General features: G+C 68.5%; 22 protein-coding genes. 4 read left to right on the top strand and 18 right to left on the bottom strand.

Going from position 1 to position 20,083, the window contains the following annotated elements; genetic code table 11:
• Positions 1–46 precede the first annotated feature (46 nt).
• From OG394_RS09865 to hisI, 12 genes are all read right to left on the bottom strand, one after another.
• The gene (locus tag OG394_RS09865; RefSeq protein ID WP_328994802.1) at positions 47–763 is read right to left on the bottom strand and encodes a VIT1/CCC1 transporter family protein; all 717 of its coding nucleotides are present in this window, start codon (positions 761–763) and stop codon (positions 47–49) included.
• Positions 747–1,790, bottom strand: a complete 1,044-nt coding sequence (lgt, locus tag OG394_RS09870) for a prolipoprotein diacylglyceryl transferase (RefSeq protein WP_328994804.1) — start codon at positions 1,788–1,790, stop codon at positions 747–749. Before lgt ends, OG394_RS09865 begins: the two co-directional genes overlap by 17 nt.
• Positions 1,791–1,860: 70 nt before the next feature.
• Positions 1,861–2,562, bottom strand: coding sequence for a DsbA family protein (locus OG394_RS09875; RefSeq protein WP_328994805.1), 702 nt, complete (start codon positions 2,560–2,562; stop codon positions 1,861–1,863).
• The gene (locus OG394_RS09880) at positions 2,559–3,035 is read right to left on the bottom strand and encodes a MauE/DoxX family redox-associated membrane protein (protein ID WP_328994806.1); all 477 of its coding nucleotides are present in this window, start codon (positions 3,033–3,035) and stop codon (positions 2,559–2,561) included. Before OG394_RS09880 ends, OG394_RS09875 begins: the two co-directional genes overlap by 4 nt.
• Entirely contained in the window at positions 3,032–3,694 is a 663-nt protein-coding gene (locus tag OG394_RS09885; protein ID WP_328994807.1) for an SCO family protein, read from the bottom strand. The genes OG394_RS09880 and OG394_RS09885 overlap by 4 nt, the downstream gene beginning before the upstream one ends.
• A 7-nt stretch (positions 3,695–3,701) precedes the next feature.
• Positions 3,702–4,526 carry a tryptophan synthase subunit alpha gene (gene trpA / locus OG394_RS09890; RefSeq protein WP_328994808.1) on the bottom strand — a complete coding sequence of 275 codons (825 nt, stop codon included), beginning with the start codon at positions 4,524–4,526 and terminating at the stop codon, positions 3,702–3,704.
• Positions 4,523–5,734, bottom strand: coding sequence for a tryptophan synthase subunit beta (gene trpB, locus OG394_RS09895; RefSeq protein ID WP_328994809.1), 1,212 nt, complete (start codon positions 5,732–5,734; stop codon positions 4,523–4,525). The genes trpA and trpB overlap by 4 nt, the downstream gene beginning before the upstream one ends.
• 55 nt (positions 5,735–5,789) lie before the next feature.
• Positions 5,790–6,596 (bottom strand): indole-3-glycerol phosphate synthase TrpC, encoded by an 807-nt coding sequence (gene trpC / locus OG394_RS09900; RefSeq protein ID WP_328994810.1) that lies wholly within the window; start codon positions 6,594–6,596, stop codon positions 5,790–5,792.
• 15 nt (positions 6,597–6,611) lie between these two features.
• A complete protein-coding gene (locus tag OG394_RS09905) occupies positions 6,612–6,863 on the bottom strand; it encodes an HGxxPAAW family protein (protein ID WP_328994811.1) in 252 nt (83 codons plus the stop codon).
• Positions 6,864–6,917: 54 nt separating this feature from the next.
• Complete coding sequence (locus OG394_RS09910; protein WP_328994812.1) at positions 6,918–7,448, bottom strand: Trp biosynthesis-associated membrane protein; 531 nt, start codon at positions 7,446–7,448, stop codon at positions 6,918–6,920.
• Positions 7,445–8,935 (bottom strand): anthranilate synthase component I, encoded by a 1,491-nt coding sequence (locus OG394_RS09915; protein WP_328994813.1) that lies wholly within the window; start codon positions 8,933–8,935, stop codon positions 7,445–7,447. Before OG394_RS09915 ends, OG394_RS09910 begins: the two co-directional genes overlap by 4 nt.
• The gene (gene hisI, locus OG394_RS09920; protein WP_328996821.1) at positions 8,932–9,261 is read right to left on the bottom strand and encodes a phosphoribosyl-AMP cyclohydrolase; all 330 of its coding nucleotides are present in this window, start codon (positions 9,259–9,261) and stop codon (positions 8,932–8,934) included. The genes OG394_RS09915 and hisI overlap by 4 nt, the downstream gene beginning before the upstream one ends.
• A gap of 216 nt (positions 9,262–9,477) precedes the next feature.
• On the opposite strand from hisI, the gene OG394_RS09925 reads away from it, so the two are divergent.
• Positions 9,478–10,575 carry a dipeptidase gene (locus OG394_RS09925; RefSeq protein WP_328994814.1) on the top strand — a complete coding sequence of 366 codons (1,098 nt, stop codon included), beginning with the start codon at positions 9,478–9,480 and terminating at the stop codon, positions 10,573–10,575.
• Entirely contained in the window at positions 10,568–11,443 is an 876-nt protein-coding gene (locus OG394_RS09930; RefSeq protein WP_328994815.1) for a GNAT family N-acetyltransferase, read from the top strand. Before OG394_RS09925 ends, OG394_RS09930 begins: the two co-directional genes overlap by 8 nt.
• A 62-nt stretch (positions 11,444–11,505) precedes the next feature.
• Here OG394_RS09930 and OG394_RS09935 read toward each other — a convergent pair whose 3' ends face one another.
• The 3 genes from OG394_RS09935 to OG394_RS09945 all read right to left on the bottom strand — a co-directional run bounded on the left by OG394_RS09935 (position 11,506) and on the right by OG394_RS09945 (position 15,570).
• Complete coding sequence (locus OG394_RS09935; RefSeq protein ID WP_328994816.1) at positions 11,506–11,823, bottom strand: Fe-S cluster assembly protein HesB; 318 nt, start codon at positions 11,821–11,823, stop codon at positions 11,506–11,508.
• A 70-nt stretch (positions 11,824–11,893) separates the two neighbouring features.
• Positions 11,894–13,696 carry an ABC transporter ATP-binding protein gene (locus tag OG394_RS09940; RefSeq protein ID WP_328994817.1) on the bottom strand — a complete coding sequence of 601 codons (1,803 nt, stop codon included), beginning with the start codon at positions 13,694–13,696 and terminating at the stop codon, positions 11,894–11,896.
• The gene (locus OG394_RS09945) at positions 13,693–15,570 is read right to left on the bottom strand and encodes an ABC transporter ATP-binding protein (protein ID WP_328994818.1); all 1,878 of its coding nucleotides are present in this window, start codon (positions 15,568–15,570) and stop codon (positions 13,693–13,695) included. The genes OG394_RS09940 and OG394_RS09945 overlap by 4 nt, the downstream gene beginning before the upstream one ends.
• Before the next feature lie 148 nt (positions 15,571–15,718).
• On the opposite strand from OG394_RS09945, the gene OG394_RS09950 reads away from it, so the two are divergent.
• Together OG394_RS09950 and OG394_RS09955 are read left to right on the top strand one after the other, a co-directional pair.
• A complete protein-coding gene (locus OG394_RS09950) occupies positions 15,719–16,360 on the top strand; it encodes a TIGR03085 family metal-binding protein (RefSeq protein ID WP_328994819.1) in 642 nt (213 codons plus the stop codon).
• A gap of 23 nt (positions 16,361–16,383) precedes the next feature.
• Entirely contained in the window at positions 16,384–16,515 is a 132-nt protein-coding gene (locus OG394_RS09955; protein WP_328994820.1) for a hypothetical protein, read from the top strand.
• 25 nt (positions 16,516–16,540) lie between these two features.
• Here OG394_RS09955 and OG394_RS09960 read toward each other — a convergent pair whose 3' ends face one another.
• Genes OG394_RS09960 through OG394_RS09970 form a run of 3 tightly spaced genes read right to left on the bottom strand, consistent with a single transcriptional unit; the run spans position 16,541 to position 19,985 of the window.
• Positions 16,541–17,146 (bottom strand): DedA family protein, encoded by a 606-nt coding sequence (locus OG394_RS09960; RefSeq protein ID WP_328994821.1) that lies wholly within the window; start codon positions 17,144–17,146, stop codon positions 16,541–16,543.
• Complete coding sequence (locus OG394_RS09965; protein WP_328994822.1) at positions 17,143–17,913, bottom strand: MBL fold metallo-hydrolase; 771 nt, start codon at positions 17,911–17,913, stop codon at positions 17,143–17,145. The genes OG394_RS09960 and OG394_RS09965 overlap by 4 nt, the downstream gene beginning before the upstream one ends.
• Positions 17,910–19,985, bottom strand: a complete 2,076-nt coding sequence (locus OG394_RS09970; protein ID WP_328994823.1) for an alkaline phosphatase family protein — start codon at positions 19,983–19,985, stop codon at positions 17,910–17,912. Before OG394_RS09970 ends, OG394_RS09965 begins: the two co-directional genes overlap by 4 nt.
• Positions 19,986–20,083 lie beyond the last annotated feature (98 nt).

The following is a 20,083-nucleotide window of genomic DNA, read 5'->3' on the forward strand; positions in this document are numbered from 1 at the left end:
GACCGATGAACCGCGACACGCCGGGTTGCAAGGGCCCGATGAACGGTTAGATGAGGGTGGTGCCTACTAGGGCACCTACGGCGTAGGTGATGGCGGCTGCGGCGCCGCCGAGGATCAGCTGGCGGAGGCCGGAGTACCACCAGGAGCGGCTGGTTACGCGGCTTACCAGGGCTCCGCAGGCGAAGAGGGCCGTGAGGGAGACGATCATCGCGGGGATTACGTCGCCGGCGCCCAGGAGGTACGGGAGTAGGGGCAGGAAGGCGCCTACGGCGAAGCAGATGAAGGATGAGGCGGCCGCGACGACGGGGTTCGGGAGGTCGTTGAGGTTGATGCCGAGTTCCTCGCGGACGTGTTCCTCGAGGGCCTGGTCCGGGTCGGTGTGGAACTGGTGTGCCACCTCGCCCGCGAGCGTCGGGTCGAGGCCCTTCGCTTCGTAGGTGTCGGCGAGTTCCTGCTCCTCGAGCGAGGGGTGGCGGCGGATCTCGCGGCGTTCGACCTCGATCTCGGCGCGGGCGAGCTCGCGCTGGCTGGCGACCGAGGTGTACTCCCCCGCCGCCATCGAGAACGCGCCCGCGACCAGACCCGCGAGCCCGGCCAGGATGACGACCTTCGAGCCCGGGTCGGTACCGCCGTCCATGCCCGCGATCAGGGCGAAGTTCGAGACCAGCCCGTCCATCGCACCGAAGACCGCGGGGCGGAGCCACCCACCGTTGACGTCCCGATGGGTGTGCCCGTCAATCTCCCCGTCAGGCACGAGCCCCATCGCCCGGAGCCTTCACATCCCCATCACCCTCGGCTGGTACGTCGTCCGCCGCCTCGGCCTCGGCAGGCGTCTTGGCCGGTGCGGCGTCGTCACGCTCTTCGTGGTCCCCGGCGGCCTCCGCCTCCGCGATCGAGGCCTCGGCGGAGGCGTCGGCCGCGGGCTCGTCGTCGGGTGTCGGGGTGCCGAGGGCTTGGAGGTCTTCTTGGCCTGGGCGGAGGCGTTGGCTGATGACGAAGTAGGCGATGGCGGCGATGAACAGGATGATCGACGTCCACACGTTCAGGCGGAGGCCGAAGACGTGGTTGACGGAGTCGATTCGCATGTACTCGATCCAGCCGCGGCCGAGCGTGTAGCCCGCGACGTACAGCGCGAAGGCTCGACCATGCCCGAGCTTGTACCGGCGATCGACCAGGATGACCAGGGCGACGACGCCGAGGTTCCAGAGGAATTCGTACAGGAAGGTCGGGTGGAACGTCGCGAACTGCTCGTAACCCTCCGGCCGGTGGGCCAGGTCGATCTCGAGACCCCACGGCTGCGTGGTCGGGCCGCCGAACAGCTCCTGGTTGAACCAGTTGCCCCAGCGGCCGATCGCCTGCGCGAGGGCGATACCGGGCGCGAACGCGTCGGCCATCACCAGGAACGGCACCCCGTGGCGGCGGCACGCGATCCAGGCACCGAGCGCTCCGAAGGCGACCGCACCCCAGACGCCGAGGCCGCCGTTCCAGATCTTCAGGGCGTCGACCGGGTTCCGGCCTTCGCCGAAGTACAGCTGGTAGTCGGTGATCACGTGGTAGATCCGCGCGCCGATCAGCCCGAACGGCACCGCCCACATGACCATGTCACCGGCCACCTCGGGTTTGCCGCCACGGGCGACCCACCGGCGTTTGCCGAGCAGGTAGCCGACGTAGATGCCGAGCAGGATGCACAGGGCATAACCGCGCAGAGGCAGCGGGCCGATCTCCCACACGCCTTGGCTTGGACTGGGAATGAAGGCCGGAACGAGCACGGCGGTCAGCTGAGTAGACATGGCAGCAGGAACGCTACTCGACCACGAATCCACCTGACCACAAACCCGTGGTCACGATGGGGACTCGGGATCAGGCAGCGGCGGCGATAGCCACCATGATGGCCTGCGGGTTGAGCTGGTCGTCGTTCAGCTTCTTCCCGTTGACGAACACCGTCGGCGTGCCACTGACACCACGCTTCTCGGCCGCACCCTGGATCGACTCCACCCACTTGGCCTGGCCGTTGGTCTTCACGCAGGTCTCGAACTCGGGAGTGTTGATCTTGAGCGCCTTACCGAGCGCGAGCAGCTGCTTCTCGCTCCAGGCCTTCTCGAAGCTGCCGAACAAAGCGTCGCTGTAGCTGCGCGGCTTACCCTCCGCCGCGGCGCAGGCCCAGGCGTTCGCGAGGCGCGGCGAGTTGTCCTTGCTCACGAAGTCCATCGGCCAGTACGTCGCCTTGACCTTCCCCTCGTCGACCAGAGAGTTGATCGCCGAACCGGACTCGGCCTCGAACTCCTCGCAGTGCGGGCAACGGAAGTCCAGGTAGACGTCGATCGTGGCCTTCGCGTCGGCCTTGCCGAAGGTGACGCCCTGACCGTCCGTCCCGGGCCCGGTGATGATGGCGGGCTCGGGCGCGTCCGCGTTCTCGACGGTCACGCCGGAGTTGCTGCGCCAGTACTGGACGCCGACACCGCCGGCCAGCACGAGCAGCAGGACCACCACGACCACTACGCCGGGCGTGATCCGCCGCTTCTTCGGCTGGACCAGCACTTCAGCTTTGCGGGACTTGCTCACGGCGTTACTTCTCCTGTCGTTCCAACAGCGGGCTCAACGGTTTCGAGCGAGAATCGGCTCTGCGGGCGGAACCACAACCACACCGCCAGCGCGAGCAGACCGAGGTCTCGCAGGATCTCCTGCAGGTACTTCGTCTGACCGGGTGCGACCTGCCCGCCGCCGCCGAAGCAGCCGCAGTCGATCGCGAGACCGCGCGCCCAGGCGGAGGACACCGCGGCGATGAACACCACCATCAGTACAGCACTCACCAGGGCCGCGACCCGGGTGCCATAACCGACGATCAGCAACAATCCGATCGCGACCTCGACGAACGGCAGTCCCCAGCCGATCGGCTGTTCGAGGGCCTTGGGCAACAGTTCGTACGCCGCGACGGCCAGCCGGCTCTGTTCCGGGTCGCCGATCTTCAACGCGCCCGCGACCAGCATCACCACACCGAGGATCAGCCGCGCCACCGTAGAGATCCAGGGAGTCATCGATTCCGGTCCACGAGTTGCCCGAAGTCATGGGACAGATCGCCGATCGCCGCGTTCGACAGCCACAGCACCGACGCCTTGTCGTCCTTGCCGAAGCCCAGCGTCTGCGCGCCGTGGCCGACCTCATATCCGCCGGAGGGCAGCTTCTTCATGCCCTCGACCGGTACGCCGACCTTCTGGGCGATCGCCTTGATCGAGTCCAGCGAGCCGGTCAGCCCCACGAACGACGGATCGAAACGGTCCAGGTACTTGCGAATGGCCGGACCGTCGTCGCGGGCCGGATCGGTGGTGATGAAGATCATCTGCACCTGGTCCCGCACCGAATCGTCGAGTTTCGTCAGCGCCGAGGCGATATCCGCCAGCACGGTGTTACAGACATCCGGGCAGTTCGTATAACCGAAGAACACCAGCGTGACCGGCTTCTTCGTCGAGGTGACCAGGTTGAACTCGTTGCCACCGGTATCGGTGAGCGAGCTGGCCGGCATCACATACGGCCGGTCCAGCGTCGCTCCGCGTAATCCGTTCGGGTCGGACTTCGGAGTCCGGATCACCGCTCCGCCGGGGTTGTCGGCGGATTGGTCGCCGCCGCCCCCGCATCCCGCGAGGGCGAGCAGCGTCACCGCGGCCAGTAGGACGACCGCACTCCTGGTTCGACTCACGACGCGTCTAACGTGCGGCCGTGGCCCTGGGTTCCCGGCGAACACCCTCCGCCAGGCTCTCCGTGAGAGAACGCACACCGGCCGGGCCTTCGCCGGCTTCCAGTACCTTCACGAAGGCCGAGCCCACGATCACCGCATCGGCGTACGACGCGATCGCGCAGGCCTGGTCCGCGTTGGAAACACCCAGTCCGACGCCCACCGGGAGACCGGTCGTTGCCTTGGCCCTCGCAACCAGCGTCGGCGCGAGGCCGGACGTCGATTCGCGGGCACCCGTGACGCCCATCACGGCCGTGGCGTAGACGAAACCACGGCAGGCCTGGGTGGTGAGCGCGATCCGCTTGTCCGTGGACGACGGGGAGACCAGGAAAACCTTGTCCAGGTTCTCCTTGTCGGCCGCGGCGATCCACTCGGCGTCCTCGTCGGGGATCAGGTCCGGCGTGATCAGGCCCGCTCCCCCGGCGGCGGCGAGGTCCCGCGCGAAAGCGAATGCGCCGTACCGCTCGATCGGGTTCCAGTACGTCATCACGAGGGTCGGGACGCCGGTGGCGGCGACGGCCTCGACCGTACGCAGCACGTCCTTGGTCCGCAGGCCGTTCGCAAGGGCCTGCTCGCTGGCGCGCTGGATGACCACGCCGTCCATCACGGGATCGCTGTACGGCAGGCCGATCTCGATCACGTCGACACCACCGTCGACCATGGCCTTCAGCGCGTCGACACCACCGTCGTACGTCGGATAGCCGGCCGGCAGGTAGCCCACCAGGGCCGCGCGACCCTCGTCGTTCGCCTTGCGGATCGCCGTACCGGCGTTGCCCAAAGCAACGATGTCGCTCATGCCTTGGCCGCCTCTGCATCGATGAGGCCGAACCATTCGCCGGCCGTGTCCATGTCCTTGTCCCCACGACCGGAGAGGTTCACCAAGATGGTTGCCTCCGGCCCCAGTTCCTTCGCGATCTCGAGCGCACCGGCGATCGCGTGCGCCGACTCGATCGCCGGGATGATGCCCTCGGTCCGCGCGAGCAGCCGGAAGGCATCCATCGCGGCGGCATCCGTCACCGGCCGGTACGACGCGCGACCGGTCTCGGCGAGCCAGGCGTGCTCCGGGCCGACGCCCGGGTAGTCCAGGCCGGCCGAGATCGAGTGCGACTCGATGGTCTGGCCGTCGTCGTCCTGCAGCAGGTACGACCGGGCGCCATGCAGTACGCCGACCTGGCCCGCGGTGATCGTCGCGGCGTGCCGGCCCGTCTCGTACCCGTCGCCGCCCGCCTCGATGCCGTACAGCTTGACCTCGGTGTCCGGCACGAACGCGGCGAACAGCCCGATCGCGTTGGATCCACCGCCCACACAGGCGACGGCCGCGTCCGGGAGCTTGCCGAACTGCACGAGCGACTGCTCCCGCGCCTCGTCACCGATACCGCGGACGAAGTCACGGACCATCGCCGGGAACGGGTGGCCGCCGGCCGCCGTACCGAGCAGGTAGTGGGTGTTGTCGACGCTGGCCACCCAATCGCGCAGGGCCTCGTTGATCGCGTCCTTCAACGTACGGCTACCGGTCTTGACCGGGATGACCTCTGCGCCGAGCAACTTCATCCGGGCTACGTTCAGCGCCTGGCGCTCGGTGTCGACCTCGCCCATGTAGACGACGCACTCGAGATCCATGTACGCACAGGCGGTCGCCGTGGCCACGCCATGCTGACCAGCACCGGTCTCGGCGATGACGCGAGTCTTGCCCATCCGCTTGGTGAGCAGCGCCTGGCCGAGCACGTTGCGGACCTTGTGCGCACCCGTGTGGTTGAGGTCTTCGCGCTTCAGCCAGATCGTGGCGCCGGCGATCTTGGACAGCCGGGTCGCGTCGTACAGCAGGCTGGGGGTGCCGGCGTACTCGCGCAGCATCCGCTCGAACTCATCGGTGAAGGCCTTGTCGGCCATCGCCTCCTGCCACGCCTGCGTCAGCTCGTCCAGGGGGCCGATCAAGGCCTCCGGCATGAACCTGCCGCCGAAGCGGCCGAAGTGCCCGAGCTCGTCGGGCAAGACAGCGGTCATGGTGTGTTCGCCTTCCAGTGAGCCCCTGCTCGCGGAACAGGGGCTCTACGTCGTCTTAGTGACGCTGCTGGATGGCGGGGTGCGATCCCGCAGCGACGAGATCGGCGACCGAGGCGCGGGGATCGCGGCCGGTCACCAGGGTTTCACCGACGAGGACGACATCGGCCCCGGCGCGCGCGAATTCGATTACATCATGCGGCCCACGGACACCGGACTCCGCCACCCGGACCAGGTTCGACGGGATCAGCGGGGCCAGCCGGCCGAAGGTGCTGCGGTCGACGTCGAGCGTCTTCAGGTTGCGGTTGTTCACGCCGATCAGGACCGCGCCGGCGTCCACCGCACGCCGGGTCTCCTCCTCGTCGTGCACCTCGACCAGCGGGGTGAGCCCGATCGAGACGGCTCGCTCGATCAGCGAGACGAGCGCCTCCTGCTCCAGCGCGGCCGCGATCAGCAGGGCCATATCGGCACCCGCCGCGCGCGCCTCCCACAGCTGGTACGAGGACACGATGAAGTCCTTGCGCAGCACGGGCACGTCAACGCGCCCGCGGACCTGCCGGAGGTCTTCCAGACTGCCGCCGAAGCGCCGGCCTTCGGTCAGCACGCTGATCGCGGCGGCACCGCCCGCGGCGTACTCCCCGGCCAACGCGGCCGGGTCGGCGATATCGGCCAGCGCGCCCTTGGACGGGCTGGACCGCTTGACTTCGGCGATGATCGAGATGCCGTCGCCCCGGAAGGCGGGCATCGGGTCCATCGCTTCGGGCATCCGGTGCGCCTGGGCCTTCAGGTCATCGAGACTGACCTTCGCCTGACGCTCCTCGAGGTCCTCACGGACCCCGGCCATGATCTCGTCGAGAACGCTCATCTGGTCCCCAGTTCCTCAGTGCTCACTTGCGCCGAAGCCGAGCAGCTGCAGCACCTTGCCGATCAGCGCGCCGACAACGGCCAGCGCGACCGAGACCCAGAACAGCACCCAGTTCGGTCCGAGCACGATCGCGATCGCACCGAGCGTGAACGCGATCAGCACGATGGTCACGGCGGTCCACGCCGCTGGGGTGTTGCCGTGATGGTCGTGTACTTCTTCGGTCGGGGTCGCCGGGGTGCTCACTGTCTGCTCCGCTGCCTTGTCCATCGTGGCCTGCTCCTCGTGGTCGTCCCCACCTATTGTGGCGGTAGTGCTCTTCGTTCAGAGAGTCGGGTCCTCACCCGCGTCGATCGCCTTCCATTGATCGGCCGGTGTCCCGCCTGGATCCCTCTCATAACGGGCCGTCGGCCGGCGCCAACGGTGTGCGGTCAGTACTCCGAGCATGCCCGCAGCGATGAGCGCGACACCTCCGGCGAGGGCCGGCCAGGGCGCCGCTCCGGTCGTCACCGTGACGTGGTCCGTGACCACCTCGCTGAGCGCCGGACGTAACCGCGCGAGCTCCTCGGCCGACGGCCGGACCTGGGTCGCGACCAGCACCGCGGCGGCTCCGAGTACGGCGATCAGGCCGGCCAGGATCCGCCTCATCGCCGTACCGGCCAACCGGACGACGACCAGCGCCACCACGGCTGCCAGCGCGATCGTGATCGGCGCCTTCGTGACGTCCTTGCCCGCCAGGGTTACCGCCTCGCGGCCGTTGCCGGGGTCGGCCGTGGTCCAGGTCAGATAGGCGGCCAGGACGAGGAGAGCGGCTCCTACGAGTACGAGGAGGTCAACGACGCGCTGTTGCTTCATATGGCGTTAAAGGTGCCGGCGACCGCAACCGCGTTCAGCACGGCGGCGGCCTTGTTGCGGCATTCGGCGTCCTCGGCGGCCGGGTCGGAATCGGCGACGATGCCCGCACCCGCTTGCACGTACGCCGTTCCGCCGCGCAGCACCGCCGTACGGATCGCGATGGCCGTGTCGACGTCACCGGCGAAGTCGAGATAGCCGACGACACCGCCGTACACGCCGCGCCGGCTGACCTCGAGCTTGTCGATGATCTCCATCGCGCGCGGCTTGGGCGCACCGGACAACGTGCCCGCCGGGAAGGCTGCGCACAACGCGTCGAACGAGGTCTTGTCGGCGGCCAGGCGGCCCGTGACGGTCGACTCCAGGTGCATGACGTGGCTGTAGCGCCGTACGTCCATGAAGTCGATCACCTCGACCGTGCCGGGCGCGCAGACCCGGCCGACGTCGTTGCGGCCGAGGTCGACCAGCATCAGGTGCTCGGCGCGCTCCTTGGCGTCGGCCTTGAGCTCCTCCTCCAGCGCGTGATCGGCTTCCGGGTCGGCGCCACGCGGCCTGGTCCCGGCGATCGGATGCAGGATCACCTTGTTACCGGTGACCTTGACCAGCGCCTCGGGGCTGGAGCCGACGATGTCGAACCCGTCGAGGCGCACGAGGTACATGTACGGGCTCGGGTTCGACCGGCGCAGGACGCGGTAGACGTCCAGCGCGGACGCAGTCGAGGCCAGCTCGAACCGCTGCGATACGACGATCTGGAACGCCTCGCCCGCGCGGATCTCCTCCTTCGCGTGCTCCACCGCCTCGCGATACTCCGCGCTCGACCGCTGCCTGCGCGGATCGGCCTGCCGATCGAGATCGGCGTGTACGACGAACGACGGGGTGGGCTGGGCGAGATCGGCCTCCATCGCGTCGAGCCGGCTGACGGCGTCCGCGTAGGACTCGTCCACCCGCTCGTCGGAATCGTCCCAGTTGATGGCGTTCGCGATCAGCCAGATCTCGCCGGTCTCGTGGTCCAGCGCGGCCAGGTCGGTGGCCAGCAGGAACGTCAACTCGGGCAGGCCGAGGTCGTCGGTCGTTGTGTCAGGCAACCGCTCCAGCCGCCGGACCGCGTCGTACCCGAGGAAGCCGACCATGCCACCGGTCAACGGCGGCAGGCCCGGCAGTCGCGGCGTGTGCAGGACCTCGAGGGTCTCGCGCAGGACCTTCAGCGGGTCGCCGGTCTCGGGCAAGCCGACGGGCTTGTGGCCGGTCCAGAAGGCCTGGCCGTCGCGCTCGGTCAGGGTGGCGGCCGATCGCACGCCGATGAACGAGTACCGCGACCAGAGGCCGTGCTCGGCCGACTCCAGCAGGAACGTGCCTTGGCGCTCGGCCGCGAGCTTGCCGTACACGCCGATCGGCGTCTCCGCGTCAGCCAGCAGACGCCTGATCACGGGAATGACGCGGCGGTCCTTCGCGTACTCGCGGAAGGTCTCCAGGTCGGGCGTGACACTCATGCGCTCACCTTGATCTCGCCGTGCTCGAAACAGCTCCGGGTGCCGGTGTGACAGGCCGGGCCTTCCTGGTCGACCAGCACCAGCAGGGTGTCCGCGTCGCAGTCCACCAGCACCTGCTTCACGTGCTGGCGATGCCCGCTGGTCTCACCCTTCACCCAGTACTCGTTCCGGCTGCGGGACCAGAACGTGGTCCGCCCGGTCGCCGCGGTGCGCCGTACGGCCTCCGCGTCCATCCAGCCGACCATCAGCACCTCGCGCGTGTCGAACTGCTGGATCACGGCGGGTATCAGCCCGGCGGCATCAAAGGTCAAGCCCTCTGGAGACATCACCCGCCCATTGTCCCCGATCCCAGGTCTCCCCCACCCCGCCGGGTCTCACCCCACCCACGGCCACCTTCCTTGTCGTGCGCGAGTGGTCTAGTTCTTGGTCGTTCATTCGTCGCAATCCGCCCTCATCCCGCCGCTGACCTGTACTGGTCCCTGGGCTGGAGGGCGGATTGCGACGAGTGAACGACAAAGAACGGGGCGTGGAAGGATGCGCGGGTGACTAGTGAGCGGGTTGCGCGGTTGTTGCGGGATCACCCCTTGGTGGATGGGCATAACGATTTGCCGATCGCGATGTACGAGTTGTGCGGGTATGACCTGGACAAGGTCGATCTGCGCGAGGACGTACCGGGGTTGAACACGGATCTGCCCAGGTTGGCCGCGGGCCAGGTCGGCGCGCAGTTCTGGTCGTTGTGGGTGCCGCCGAAACCGCAGCACGAGGCGGTACGACGCACGCTCGAGCAGATCGAATTCGTGCACCGGATGGTCGAGCGGTACCCGGACCGACTGCAGCTCGCCACCACGGCGGACGAGGTCGAGACGGCGTTCCGCGCGGGCAAGGTGGCGTCGTTGATGGGGATGGAGGGCGGCCATTCGATCGACGAGTCGATCGGGGTGCTGCGGATCATGCGCGCGCTCGGCGTCCGGTACATGACGCTCACCCACAACGACAACGTGCCCTGGGCCGACTCCGCCACCGACGAGCCCGTGCTCGGCGGTCTGAGCGAATTCGGTGAAGAGGTCGTCGCCGAGATGAACCGCCTCGGCATGCTGGTCGACCTCTCGCACGTCTCGGCCGACGTGATGCGGCATGCCCTGCGCGTGACACGCAAACCCGTCATCTTCAGCCATTCGTCGGCCCGCGCGGTGTGCGACGTACCGCGGAACGTGCCGGACGACGTACTGACGACGCTCACCGCGAACGGCGGCGTCTGCATGGTCACGTTCGTGCCGATGTTCGTCTCGCAGACCCTGGTCGACTGGGTGGCGGAGATGACCGCGAAGGCCGTCGACCTCGGCATCAACCCGAACAACCCCACCTCGATGCAGGCGTTGACCGAGCAGTTCGGCGTCGAGCCGCCGCCGGCCACGCTCGCGGAAGTCGTCCGGCACGTCGAGCACGTCCGCGAGGTGGCCGGGATCGACCACGTCGGGCTCGGCGGCGACTACGACGGCTGTCCCGATTTCCCGGACGGCTTGGCGGACGTCTCGACGTACCCGGCGCTCTTCGACGCCCTCGCCGAGCGGAACTGGTCGGACGAGGATCTCGCCAAGCTGGCCGGCGGCAACATCCTGCGGGTCCTGCGCGATGCCTGATCAGCCCGTGGCAATCGAGTGCGGTACGCCGGGGGTCGACGAGCTGCCCGGGCTCTCCGAGGTGCTGGCGGGCTGGCAGCGCACGGGCGATCCGGTGCAACTGCACTCCGGCGACGTCGGCTGGTTCTGGCGGTTCGGCGCGCGGCGTACGGCGGACGCGCTGCGGGTCTGGCGGTACGACGGCCAGGTGCGCGCGATCGGCCTGCTGGACGAGCCGGAATACCTGCGCCTCGCGATCGACCCGGACTTCCGGGCTGATGCCGTACTGGCCGAAGCCCTCGCGGCCGACTCGGCGCGGGTGGTGACTCCGGGTGAGGCGTTCGTCGATGCGCCCGAAGGCGCGGCCGTGCGGGGCATCCTGCTCGCGCTCGACGGCTGGGGCCTGGATGACGCGTGGCAGCCGCTCATCCGGGATCTCGCGGCGCCGGTGGAGGACTCGGGTCTGACGGTCGAGGTGGTCACGGCCGAGACGGCTGCGGAGCGTACGGCGGTGCAGCGGGCGGCGTTCGATGGCTCGACGTTCACGGATGAGCGGTGGCACGAGATGGCCGCTGGTACGCCGTACCGGGATGGCCGTTGTCTCCTCGGGCGTGATGGCGCGGGTCATGCGGTCGCCGCGGTGACGGTGTGGTCGGCGGGCGCAGGTCGTCCCGGCATCCTCGAGCCGATGGGCGTACACCGGGAATTCCGCGGCGTCGGCTACGGCCAGGCCATCACGCTCGCGGCCGCGGCGGCCCTCCGCGAGCTCGGTGCGTCCGAGGCCGTCGTCCACACGCCGAGCTTCAACACCGGCGCCGTCGCCACTTATCAGTCCGCCGGTTTCAGTCTGCAGCCTGAAATCCGCGCCGCCCGCAGGCTCCCGCAATAGGACTGGAACGCCCGAAAAACCTTGCGTTGGCTACGCAAGGCTGATCGGGCGTTACCGGGTTACTAGGCGGGGCCGCTACCGTTCTCGCGGCCCGCGGCGGGCTGCGGCACCAGCAGGAACTCGACCCCGCCCGACTCGTCCACGTTGGCGTCGAGGACCTTGTCGTCGAGGGTCTTGGCGGCGAGTTCTTCCAGGAAGACCCTGGCGCCGCCCTCTTCCACTACCTGGTCTCCCGGCAGCGGAGCCTCGGTGGTGGTGATGGCGAGTGCCGGGCTGGCCGGACTCTCCTGGGAGATCCGGACCCCCGCGCCATCCGGCGCGCTCTCCACGCCGGTGATGCTCTTGATGACCAGGGTGGCGTTCTCCGTCAGGGTAAGCACGAGTAACTCCTCGTATCGATTACGGTGAAGCACCCCCGTGCCCCTCGATCCCGGCCCTAAACAAACCGTCTCAGCCGGCGTCGCGTTGGGCGATCCAGCTGGTGTGCAGCCCGGCGTAGACCCCACCGGCCGCGACCAGCTCGGCGTGGGCACCCCGCTCCACGATCCGGCCCTCGTCGAACACCAGGATCTGGTCGGCGGCCTCGGCGGTCGACATCCGGTGGGCGATCGTGACCGACGTACGACCCGTCATCAGTCGCTCCAGCGCCGCGTTGATCCGCATCTCCGTGCCAGGGTCGACGGCTGAGGTGGCCTCGTCGAGCACGAGCAGATCCGGGTCGGCGATATTCGCGCGGACCAGGGCGACGAGCTGACGCTCCCCGGCGGACAAGGATTCGCCGCGCTGGCCGACCGGCGAGTCGAGCCCGTCCGGCAGCGAGTCGAGCCAATCGCCGAGGCCGAGGTCCGCGAAGGCGGCGAGCAGTTGCTCATCCGTCACCTCCGGACGGCCGAAGCGCACGTTCTCGCCGAGCGACGCGTCGAAGAGATACCCGTCCTGTGGGACCATCACCACCCGCTCGCGCAACGACGCGAACGCGATCTGCCGGGCGTCGACGCCGTCCAGCAACACCTCGCCGTCGGTCGGGTCCATCAACCGGGTCAGCAGTTTGGCGAACGTGGTCTTACCCGAGCCCGTCTCCCCCACGACCGCGATCCGCTGATGCGGCGCGATCCGTACGTCGACGTCGCGCAACACCAGGTCGCCCTCGGGATACCCGAAGTCGACGCCGACGAACTGGACCGTCACCGGCCCACGCCCCTGGTGTACGCCGGATTCGCCCGGGTCGACCACGTCGGCCGGGGTCGCGATGACGCCCAGCACGCGACGCCAGCCGGCGAAGGCGCTCTGCGCGTCGGTCAGCACTTGGGTGGCGAGCTGGACCGGATCCGAGAAGAGCGCCACCAGGAACATGAAGGCCAGCACCTCGCCGATCGTGACCTGCTTGTCGACACCGAGCAGCACGCCCGCGACGAGCACACCCGCGTTCGCCAGGCCGGCCGCGATACCGCCGATGGAGAACGTCACACCGGTCAGGGTCTGCGCCTTCGTCGCGGTCTTGCGGTAGGCCTCGATCGAGGTGTCGATCCGGTCCTGGGTCCGGCGCTCGATCGCGTACGACCGGACGACCTGGGCGCCGACGACGGGCTCGGCGACCGCGGACAGCATCTCGCCGACCTTCGCCCGGACCACGCCGTACGCCTTGGACATCAGCTTCTGTAGGTAGTTCAGGCTGGCGAACAGCGGCGCGAAGCAGAGCAGCACCACCAGGGCCAACTGCCAGGAGTAGACGAACATCACGACCGTCGCCAGCAGCATCTGCCCGATGCTGACCAGGAACATGAACCCGCCGAACTGCAGGAACTGCGACACCGTGTCCACGTCGGACGTCACCCGGCTGACCAGGGCGCCGCGGCGCTCTGTGTTCTGCGTGAGCACCGGCAGGTCGTGCACGTGCCGGAAGGCCTTGATCCGCAGGGTGGCCAGACCACGCTCGGAGTTGCGCGCGAGGCGGACGGTCGTCAGGTACGACGCGTAGCCCGTCACCAGCACGCCACCAAAACACGCCAGGCACATCCACGCGACGTACGACAGGTCGGGACCGCCGGGGCCGGACAGGCCGTTGTCGATCGACTTCTGGACGGCGATCGGGATGACGATCCGGCCGGCCGTCATCAACAGGGCGAGCAGACCGGTGATCCACCAGCCCTCGGAGAGCTCGGGCGAGATGCGCAGGCCCTGGCGCAGGGTCGCGAAACCGCCGGCCGCGTCGCCGGCATCGACCCGGCTCGCCTCGTGCGGGGCGGCGCTCATGCCGACTCCTCCTCGTCATCGGCGCGGGCGGCTTCCACCCGGGCGGCCTCTTCTTCGACGGCCTTGGCCGCCTCTTCCTCACGCCGGGCGGCGTCCTTCTCGTAGGCGTCGACAAGATCCCGGTACGCCGCGGAGCGCTGCTGCAGCTCGGTATGCGTGCCCTGATCCGCGATCAAGCCGTCCGCCATGAACAACACCTCGTCGGCCAGGCCGATCGTGGCCTTGCGATACGCGATCACCAGCACGGTGGTGTCAGCTTGGGTGTCAGTTTGTACGGCGCCCCGGAGGCCGGCGAGGATCCGGGCTTCGACGGCCGGGTCGATCGCGCTCGTCGCGTCGTCCAGGATCAGCAGGCGCGGGCGTCGGACCAGGGCCCGGGCCAACGCGATGCGCTGCCGCTGACCGCCCGACAGCGTCGTACCGCGCTCGCCGACGGTGGTGTCGAGGCCGTCCGGCAGGGACTTCACGAAGCCGTCCGCCTGGGCGATGCGCAACGCGCCCCAGATGTCCTCATCGCTGAACTCATGGCCGAGCGTGATGTTGCCGCGGATCGAGTCGTCGAACAGGAAGGCGGTCTGACCGACCATCGAGATCGAGCCGGCCAGCTCGTCCCGGGCCAGGTCGCGAACGTCCACGCCGTCGACCAGCACCGCGCCCTCGTCCGGATCGACCAGACGCGTGAGCAAGGTGGTCAGGGTGGATTTGCCGGAGCCGGTCGGGCCGACCACGGCCACGGTCTTGCCCGGATCGAGGTCGAACTCGACGCCCGCGAGCACATCCCGGTCGGGCAGATAGCCGAAGCGGAGTTTGTCGACGCGAAGGCGGGCGGCGCCGGACTTCGGCAGGTGCTGGTCGCCGTACTCCATGCCGCCGGTCGCGGTCAGCACCCGCTGCACCCGGTCCCAGCCGACGACGCTGCGCGGAAGCTCGCCCAGCACCCAGCCGAGGGCCCGGATCGGGAAGCCGATCAGCGTGAACAAGAAGGCGACCTGGACCACGTCACCGGCATCAGCCGCGCCGCTGCGAACCCGGCCGACGCCGACCAGCAGCACCGCCAGCACGCCGACTCGCGGCAGCCCCTCGATGAACGGGTCGAACATGCCGCGCGCCTTCATCACCGCGACGTTCGCCTCGCGCAGCGCCTCGGTCGGCTTGCGGAAGCGCTCGGTCTCAGCGGCCTCGCGGCCGAGCGTCTTCACCACCAGCGCGCCGTCGAACGACTCGTGCGCCACCTCGGACACGTCGGCCCGGAGCTGCTGGGCACGAGTCGCGAGCGGCTGCAGCGTGCGCTGGAAGATCACGTTGGCCAGGAAGACGAGCGGGAAGACCAGGCAGCCGACCAGGGCCAGAATCGGATCGGCCGCGAACATCGCCACCGTCGCGAAGGCCAGCATCGCGATCACGCCGACCGCCATCGGCAGCGGCGCGATCACGAACCAGATCGACTCGACATCGGCATTCGCGTTGGAGAGCAGTTGGCCGGTCGGGTTGCGGTGGTGCCACTCGAGCGGAAGCTTCAGGTACTGCCGGGTGACGCGGCGGCGGTACGTCGCTTGCAGGCGGTATTGCATGACGCCGGCGCCGATCCGGCGGCCGACCACGCCGATCGCGCGCAGGATCGCGATACCCATGAACAGCGCCACCAGCGAGAGCAGCGCGCCCGTGGTGGTGTCACCGCGCTCGAAGGCCGGCCGGATGACGTGATCCGTCGCCCAGCCGAGGGCCCAGCCGTCCGCCACGGTCATCGCGCCGTACAGCACGCTGGCCGTGACCGAGAACGCGAAGACCCAGGGCTCTTCGTAGATGGCGACCCGCAGGACCGCTAACCCACGCCGGGTCACGCTCCCCGAGGCAGGGACGGTCGGTGGCCGCACGATCAGGCGCTCCTTGGTTCGAATGAACGATCAAACAGGTCAGGCTCGAGTGAGTCAGGCTGTGGAGTGAGTCAGGGGTGAATGAGTCACTCGAAACTGACAACGATCGACATTCTGCCACCACCCACCGACAACTACGATTTGGTTTGTGACTGACTACAGCCGGACAGAACGACGTGCGCTCTGTGACCTCCTCGATCAGGTGGGTCCGGATCAGCCGACCTTGTGCGAGGGATGGACGACTCACGATCTGGCCGTTCATCTGTATGTCCGGGAGGCAGATCCGGTCGCCGGGCCCGGGATCATGATCTCGGTGCTGGCGGAGACGACGGCGAAGCGTTCAGCCCAGGTCAAGGCGCGCTGGAGCTTCACCGAGTTGGTCGACAAGGTGCGGAACGGGCCGCCGACCTTCTCGATCTACTCCCTCCCGGTGCTTGGGGCGAAGCTGAACGTCATCGAGTATTTCGTCCATCACGAGGACGTACGCCGAGTCGACGCTGAAGCCGAACCGCGCGAGCTGGAACCGGCCCACCAGAACGAAATCTGGGGCCAGTTGCGTTTAAGCGTGCGCCCGTTGGTCCGCAACTCCCCCACCGGCCTAATCCTCCGCCGGCCGGATGGCGCTGAGGTCATCGCCCACAAACCCACGGCCGCCGGCTCCGTCACGGTAACGGCCGACCCCTCCGAACTACTCCTCCTCTGCTACGGCCGAGCCCCCGTAGCCCACGCCACCTACGACGGCCCCACCCCCGCCATAACCGCCCTCCGCACCACCACCCTCGGCCCCTAGGCCCGGCACCACTCCATGCACCGATGGGCGACCAACCGGTGATGGTGCCGTCACTGCACGACCTTCATCATGATCCGCCCTTGCTGGCCGGCGCAGTGGCGTCGCCGCCTGACGATCCGCGCTTCGTGGCCGGCCCGGGGGCGTTGCCCGCCTGATGATGCGTCGGTGGTGACGGGCGGGTTAGTTGGCTTCGGCGGGGGCCTCTGCCGGGGTGGGGGTGGTGGTGGGGCGGCGGCGGGATTGGAGGTAGGTGCTGGCCAGGGTGGTGAGGAGTACTAGGAGGATGGCGGCGATGATGCCTTCCCAGGGGTCTTTGAAGAGGGCGGAGCCTAGGAGGCCGATGGCCATGTAGACGGCTGACCAGAGGATCGAGGCCGAGAGGTCGACGATGGCGAAGCGTTGCCAGGGGTAGCCCGCGAGACCGGCCGACAGGAGGACGGGGACGCGGCCGCCGGGGACTAGGCGGGACGTTAGGAGCACGCTGACTTCGTGTTCGGCTAGGCGTTCGCGGAGCGCAGCAAGAGACGTGCTGTTGCGGAGCCAGCCGACTCGGCGGGCCAGGCGTTCGCCGCCCGCGCGGCACGCGGCGTACATGACCAGGTCGCCCAGATACGCACCACCCGCACCCGCGATCAACACCCCCACCAGGCCGATCGGCTCGGAGTGCATCGCCAGCACCGCAGCCGCCGACACCGCGGCACCAGTAGGCACAACCGGCAGCACAGCGCCGAGAAAGACCGCACCCGCGAGCGCGAACAGGTACAAAAGGTCGAACGAGCCAGTCACGCGTGCAACACCTCCGTGGTATCCCCCGGCGCCAACAGGTCGACCCGCACCTGCGGATCCGCCGCGGTCATCGCCGAAACAAACCGCTCGCCCGGCGGTAGGAACAACTCCTGGCGGAGCCAATCGCATCCCACCGGCCAGAACGTGCCGAAATGGACCGGAATGGCAGCCCGCGCGCGCACCCGTCGTACCGCCTCGGCCGCGCGGATCGGATCGAGATGCCCGGGCCCAAGGTTCGGCCCCCAACCACCGACCGGGACCAAGGCCAGATCGACCGGCCCGACCTGACTCCCAAGCTCGTCGAACAAATCCGTATCCCCCGCGAACCACACACTCGGCGAACTGCTGTCGATGCGATACCCGACGGGCTGTGCGCGCACCGGCGTCCACGGTCCGCGCCGACCGTCGTGATGCGCGGGCACGGCCGTGACGTCGACCTCGTTGATCCGCACCTTCTCCCCCGGTGTGACCTCGACGCAGCGATCGCCGTACGACGTTCCGCATTGCTGGCGGATCAACCGGGCGGCACCGCGCGGCACGATGAAGATCGCCTTCGGTGAAACGAGTCGCAACGAAGTCAGGTGCAGGTGGTCCGAATGCAAGTGCGAGATGAGCACGGCATCGCAATGACCCGCCTCCGGCCCCGGCACCGGCCCGCGCCGACGCCGCAAATGCGCGAGCCGATAGGTCAGCACGGGATCAGTCAGCAGGCGTGTGCCGTGCATGTCGATGGTCGTGGTCGCGTGGCCCCACCAGGTCACCTTCACCGCGCCACCTCCGAAACCGCCACCGGCACAGCAGCAGGCTCGGCCGGAACACCGGCAGCCGTCGGGTCGACCCGTTGGCCGAGCTCCTCCAACCAGCCGACGAGCACCTCATGCACGGCGTCGGAGCCAACCAACGGCTTGTCGATCGTCCAGCGGCTCGGGTGCACCAACACGGCCTGGGTCTGCCAACCACCCACACCGCCGTGACACCCCACCAACTCCTCGAACGCGGCCACCTCGTGCGTATAGCTGTCCATCCTGCTGACCACGACCACATCCCCGACGTGCGGAATCGCCGACTGCTTCAGCAACGACGGCACCAGCTCCGGGTCGTCGTACACCGCGAGCGGATCCGTCCCCTCGACGCGGCCCGATTGCAGCACGTGCACCCCGGCACGGCCGATCGCGACCGGTCCGTCGACCACCGTGTCGACCACGACGAACCCGACACCCGGGTGTTGCGCCAGCCCCGGCACGAGTCGCGGATGCAGATCGTCGAGCTCCTCCATCGGGATGCGCCCCGGCCGGTCCGCGAGATACACCATCGCAAGATTCCCCGACGCGATCACCACAGCCTGGTCATCGACGGCCCGGGCGTCGCCCGGCAGCCGCCCCTCGCACTCGGCCGGCCCGAGCTCGACATGACCGTCGGCCGCATTACCGCGCAACGCACGCCTGGTGACCGAACCGGCCACCGAACGGCGCATGATGAGCTCGGTGAGGAAGCCGTTGACCGGGCCCCAGTCCTCCGCCCGACTGGTCGCGCCGACCGGCTCGACGCTGCCCTCGAGCAGCTCGTCCACCACGTTCGTGAGCGTCCGGCCGTACCGCTGCTGGAAGGTCGCGCCCTGACTCTGACCGTGATCGGACAAAATGACGATCTCGTAGTCGTGCGGGAGCATGTCGATGATGCCCTGCAGCCCGCCGACAACCCGGTCGAGCCCCTCGAGGGCCTGCAGCGCCTCCGGCCTGGTCGGGCCGGCGTGGTGCGCGACCTCGTCGTAGTCGATGAAGTCGCAGTAGATCACCGGCGTGCCCTTGACCAGCTGCTCGGTGATGAGCGAAACGTTCAGGTCGCGCAGCAGCACGTTGCTGACCGCCCGCAACACCACGTACGCCCCGCCGCGGTGCACCCGCGGCGAGATCTTCAGCCGTTTCTGCCGTCGGGCCTGATGCAACTCCTTCACCATCTCCGCGATGGTCAGCACCAGCCCACGGGCGAAACCCTGCGGACTCGAGAAGAACGAGACGTACCCACGCGTACGCCCGTTCGGCAGGGCGGCCTTGCTGAACGTGAGCAGCGAGGTCGGCGCGTCGCCGGAGAAGACGTTGCTGATGCTCGCACCGCCATCGGCCAGCAGACCGCGGCCGTCGCTCATCCGCTCCTCGATATCGGCCGCATCCCGGGGCCGGTTGGTCACGATGATCCGGCCGGACTCCTTCTCGTACCACCGGAAGGCCGGGATCTGCCCGGAACCGCGATGCAAAATGCCCGCCTGGCTGGCGGGCGTGGTGGACGGGATCCCGGTATGCCAGGGCACCAGCGAGTGACTGCCGGTCCGGATCCAGCCGCCCAGATGCGGCAGATTCCCCGACATGACCATCCAGTTCAGCAGCGGAGCGGACAGACCGTCCAACTGGATGATGAGCAGGCCGGTACGCGGAGCGGGCGGTATTCGCCGGGCCGACCGCCGCACAGTGCGCAGCATCTCCTTCAGATAGGCGTCATCACTCCCGGCATACGCGATCCAGGCGACCAGGGCGCTGATCGACGACATCACCACCGAAACCACGAACGGCACCTCGACACCGCCACCGCTGAACCGGATCCCCGGATCGAGCCGGATGCCGAAAAAGACCACCACGAACTGCGACAGCATGCCGCCGATCAGCACGCCGACCGAGCCGATCAGCATCGCGACCCCGGTCAGCACCCAGCGCATCAACAGGCCGATCACCGCAAAAATGACCACCAGCCGGATCAGCGGCAGGGCGCCGTCGCTACTGACCTGGGGCAGGATCCAGAACGTCAGCGCCAGCACGATCAGAGACGCCAGCCCACCGGTCAGCATGGACTGCAGACCTGCGAGACCGCGCCACCACCAAGGGCGGCGCGGTCTCAGCCGTTTCGGTCGGCGCGCGGGCTGTCGCCGCGGCTTCTCGTCTAGTT

It is taken from the genome of Kribbella sp. NBC_01245 (assembly GCF_036226525.1).
Classification (GTDB): domain Bacteria; phylum Actinomycetota; class Actinomycetes; order Propionibacteriales; family Kribbellaceae; genus Kribbella.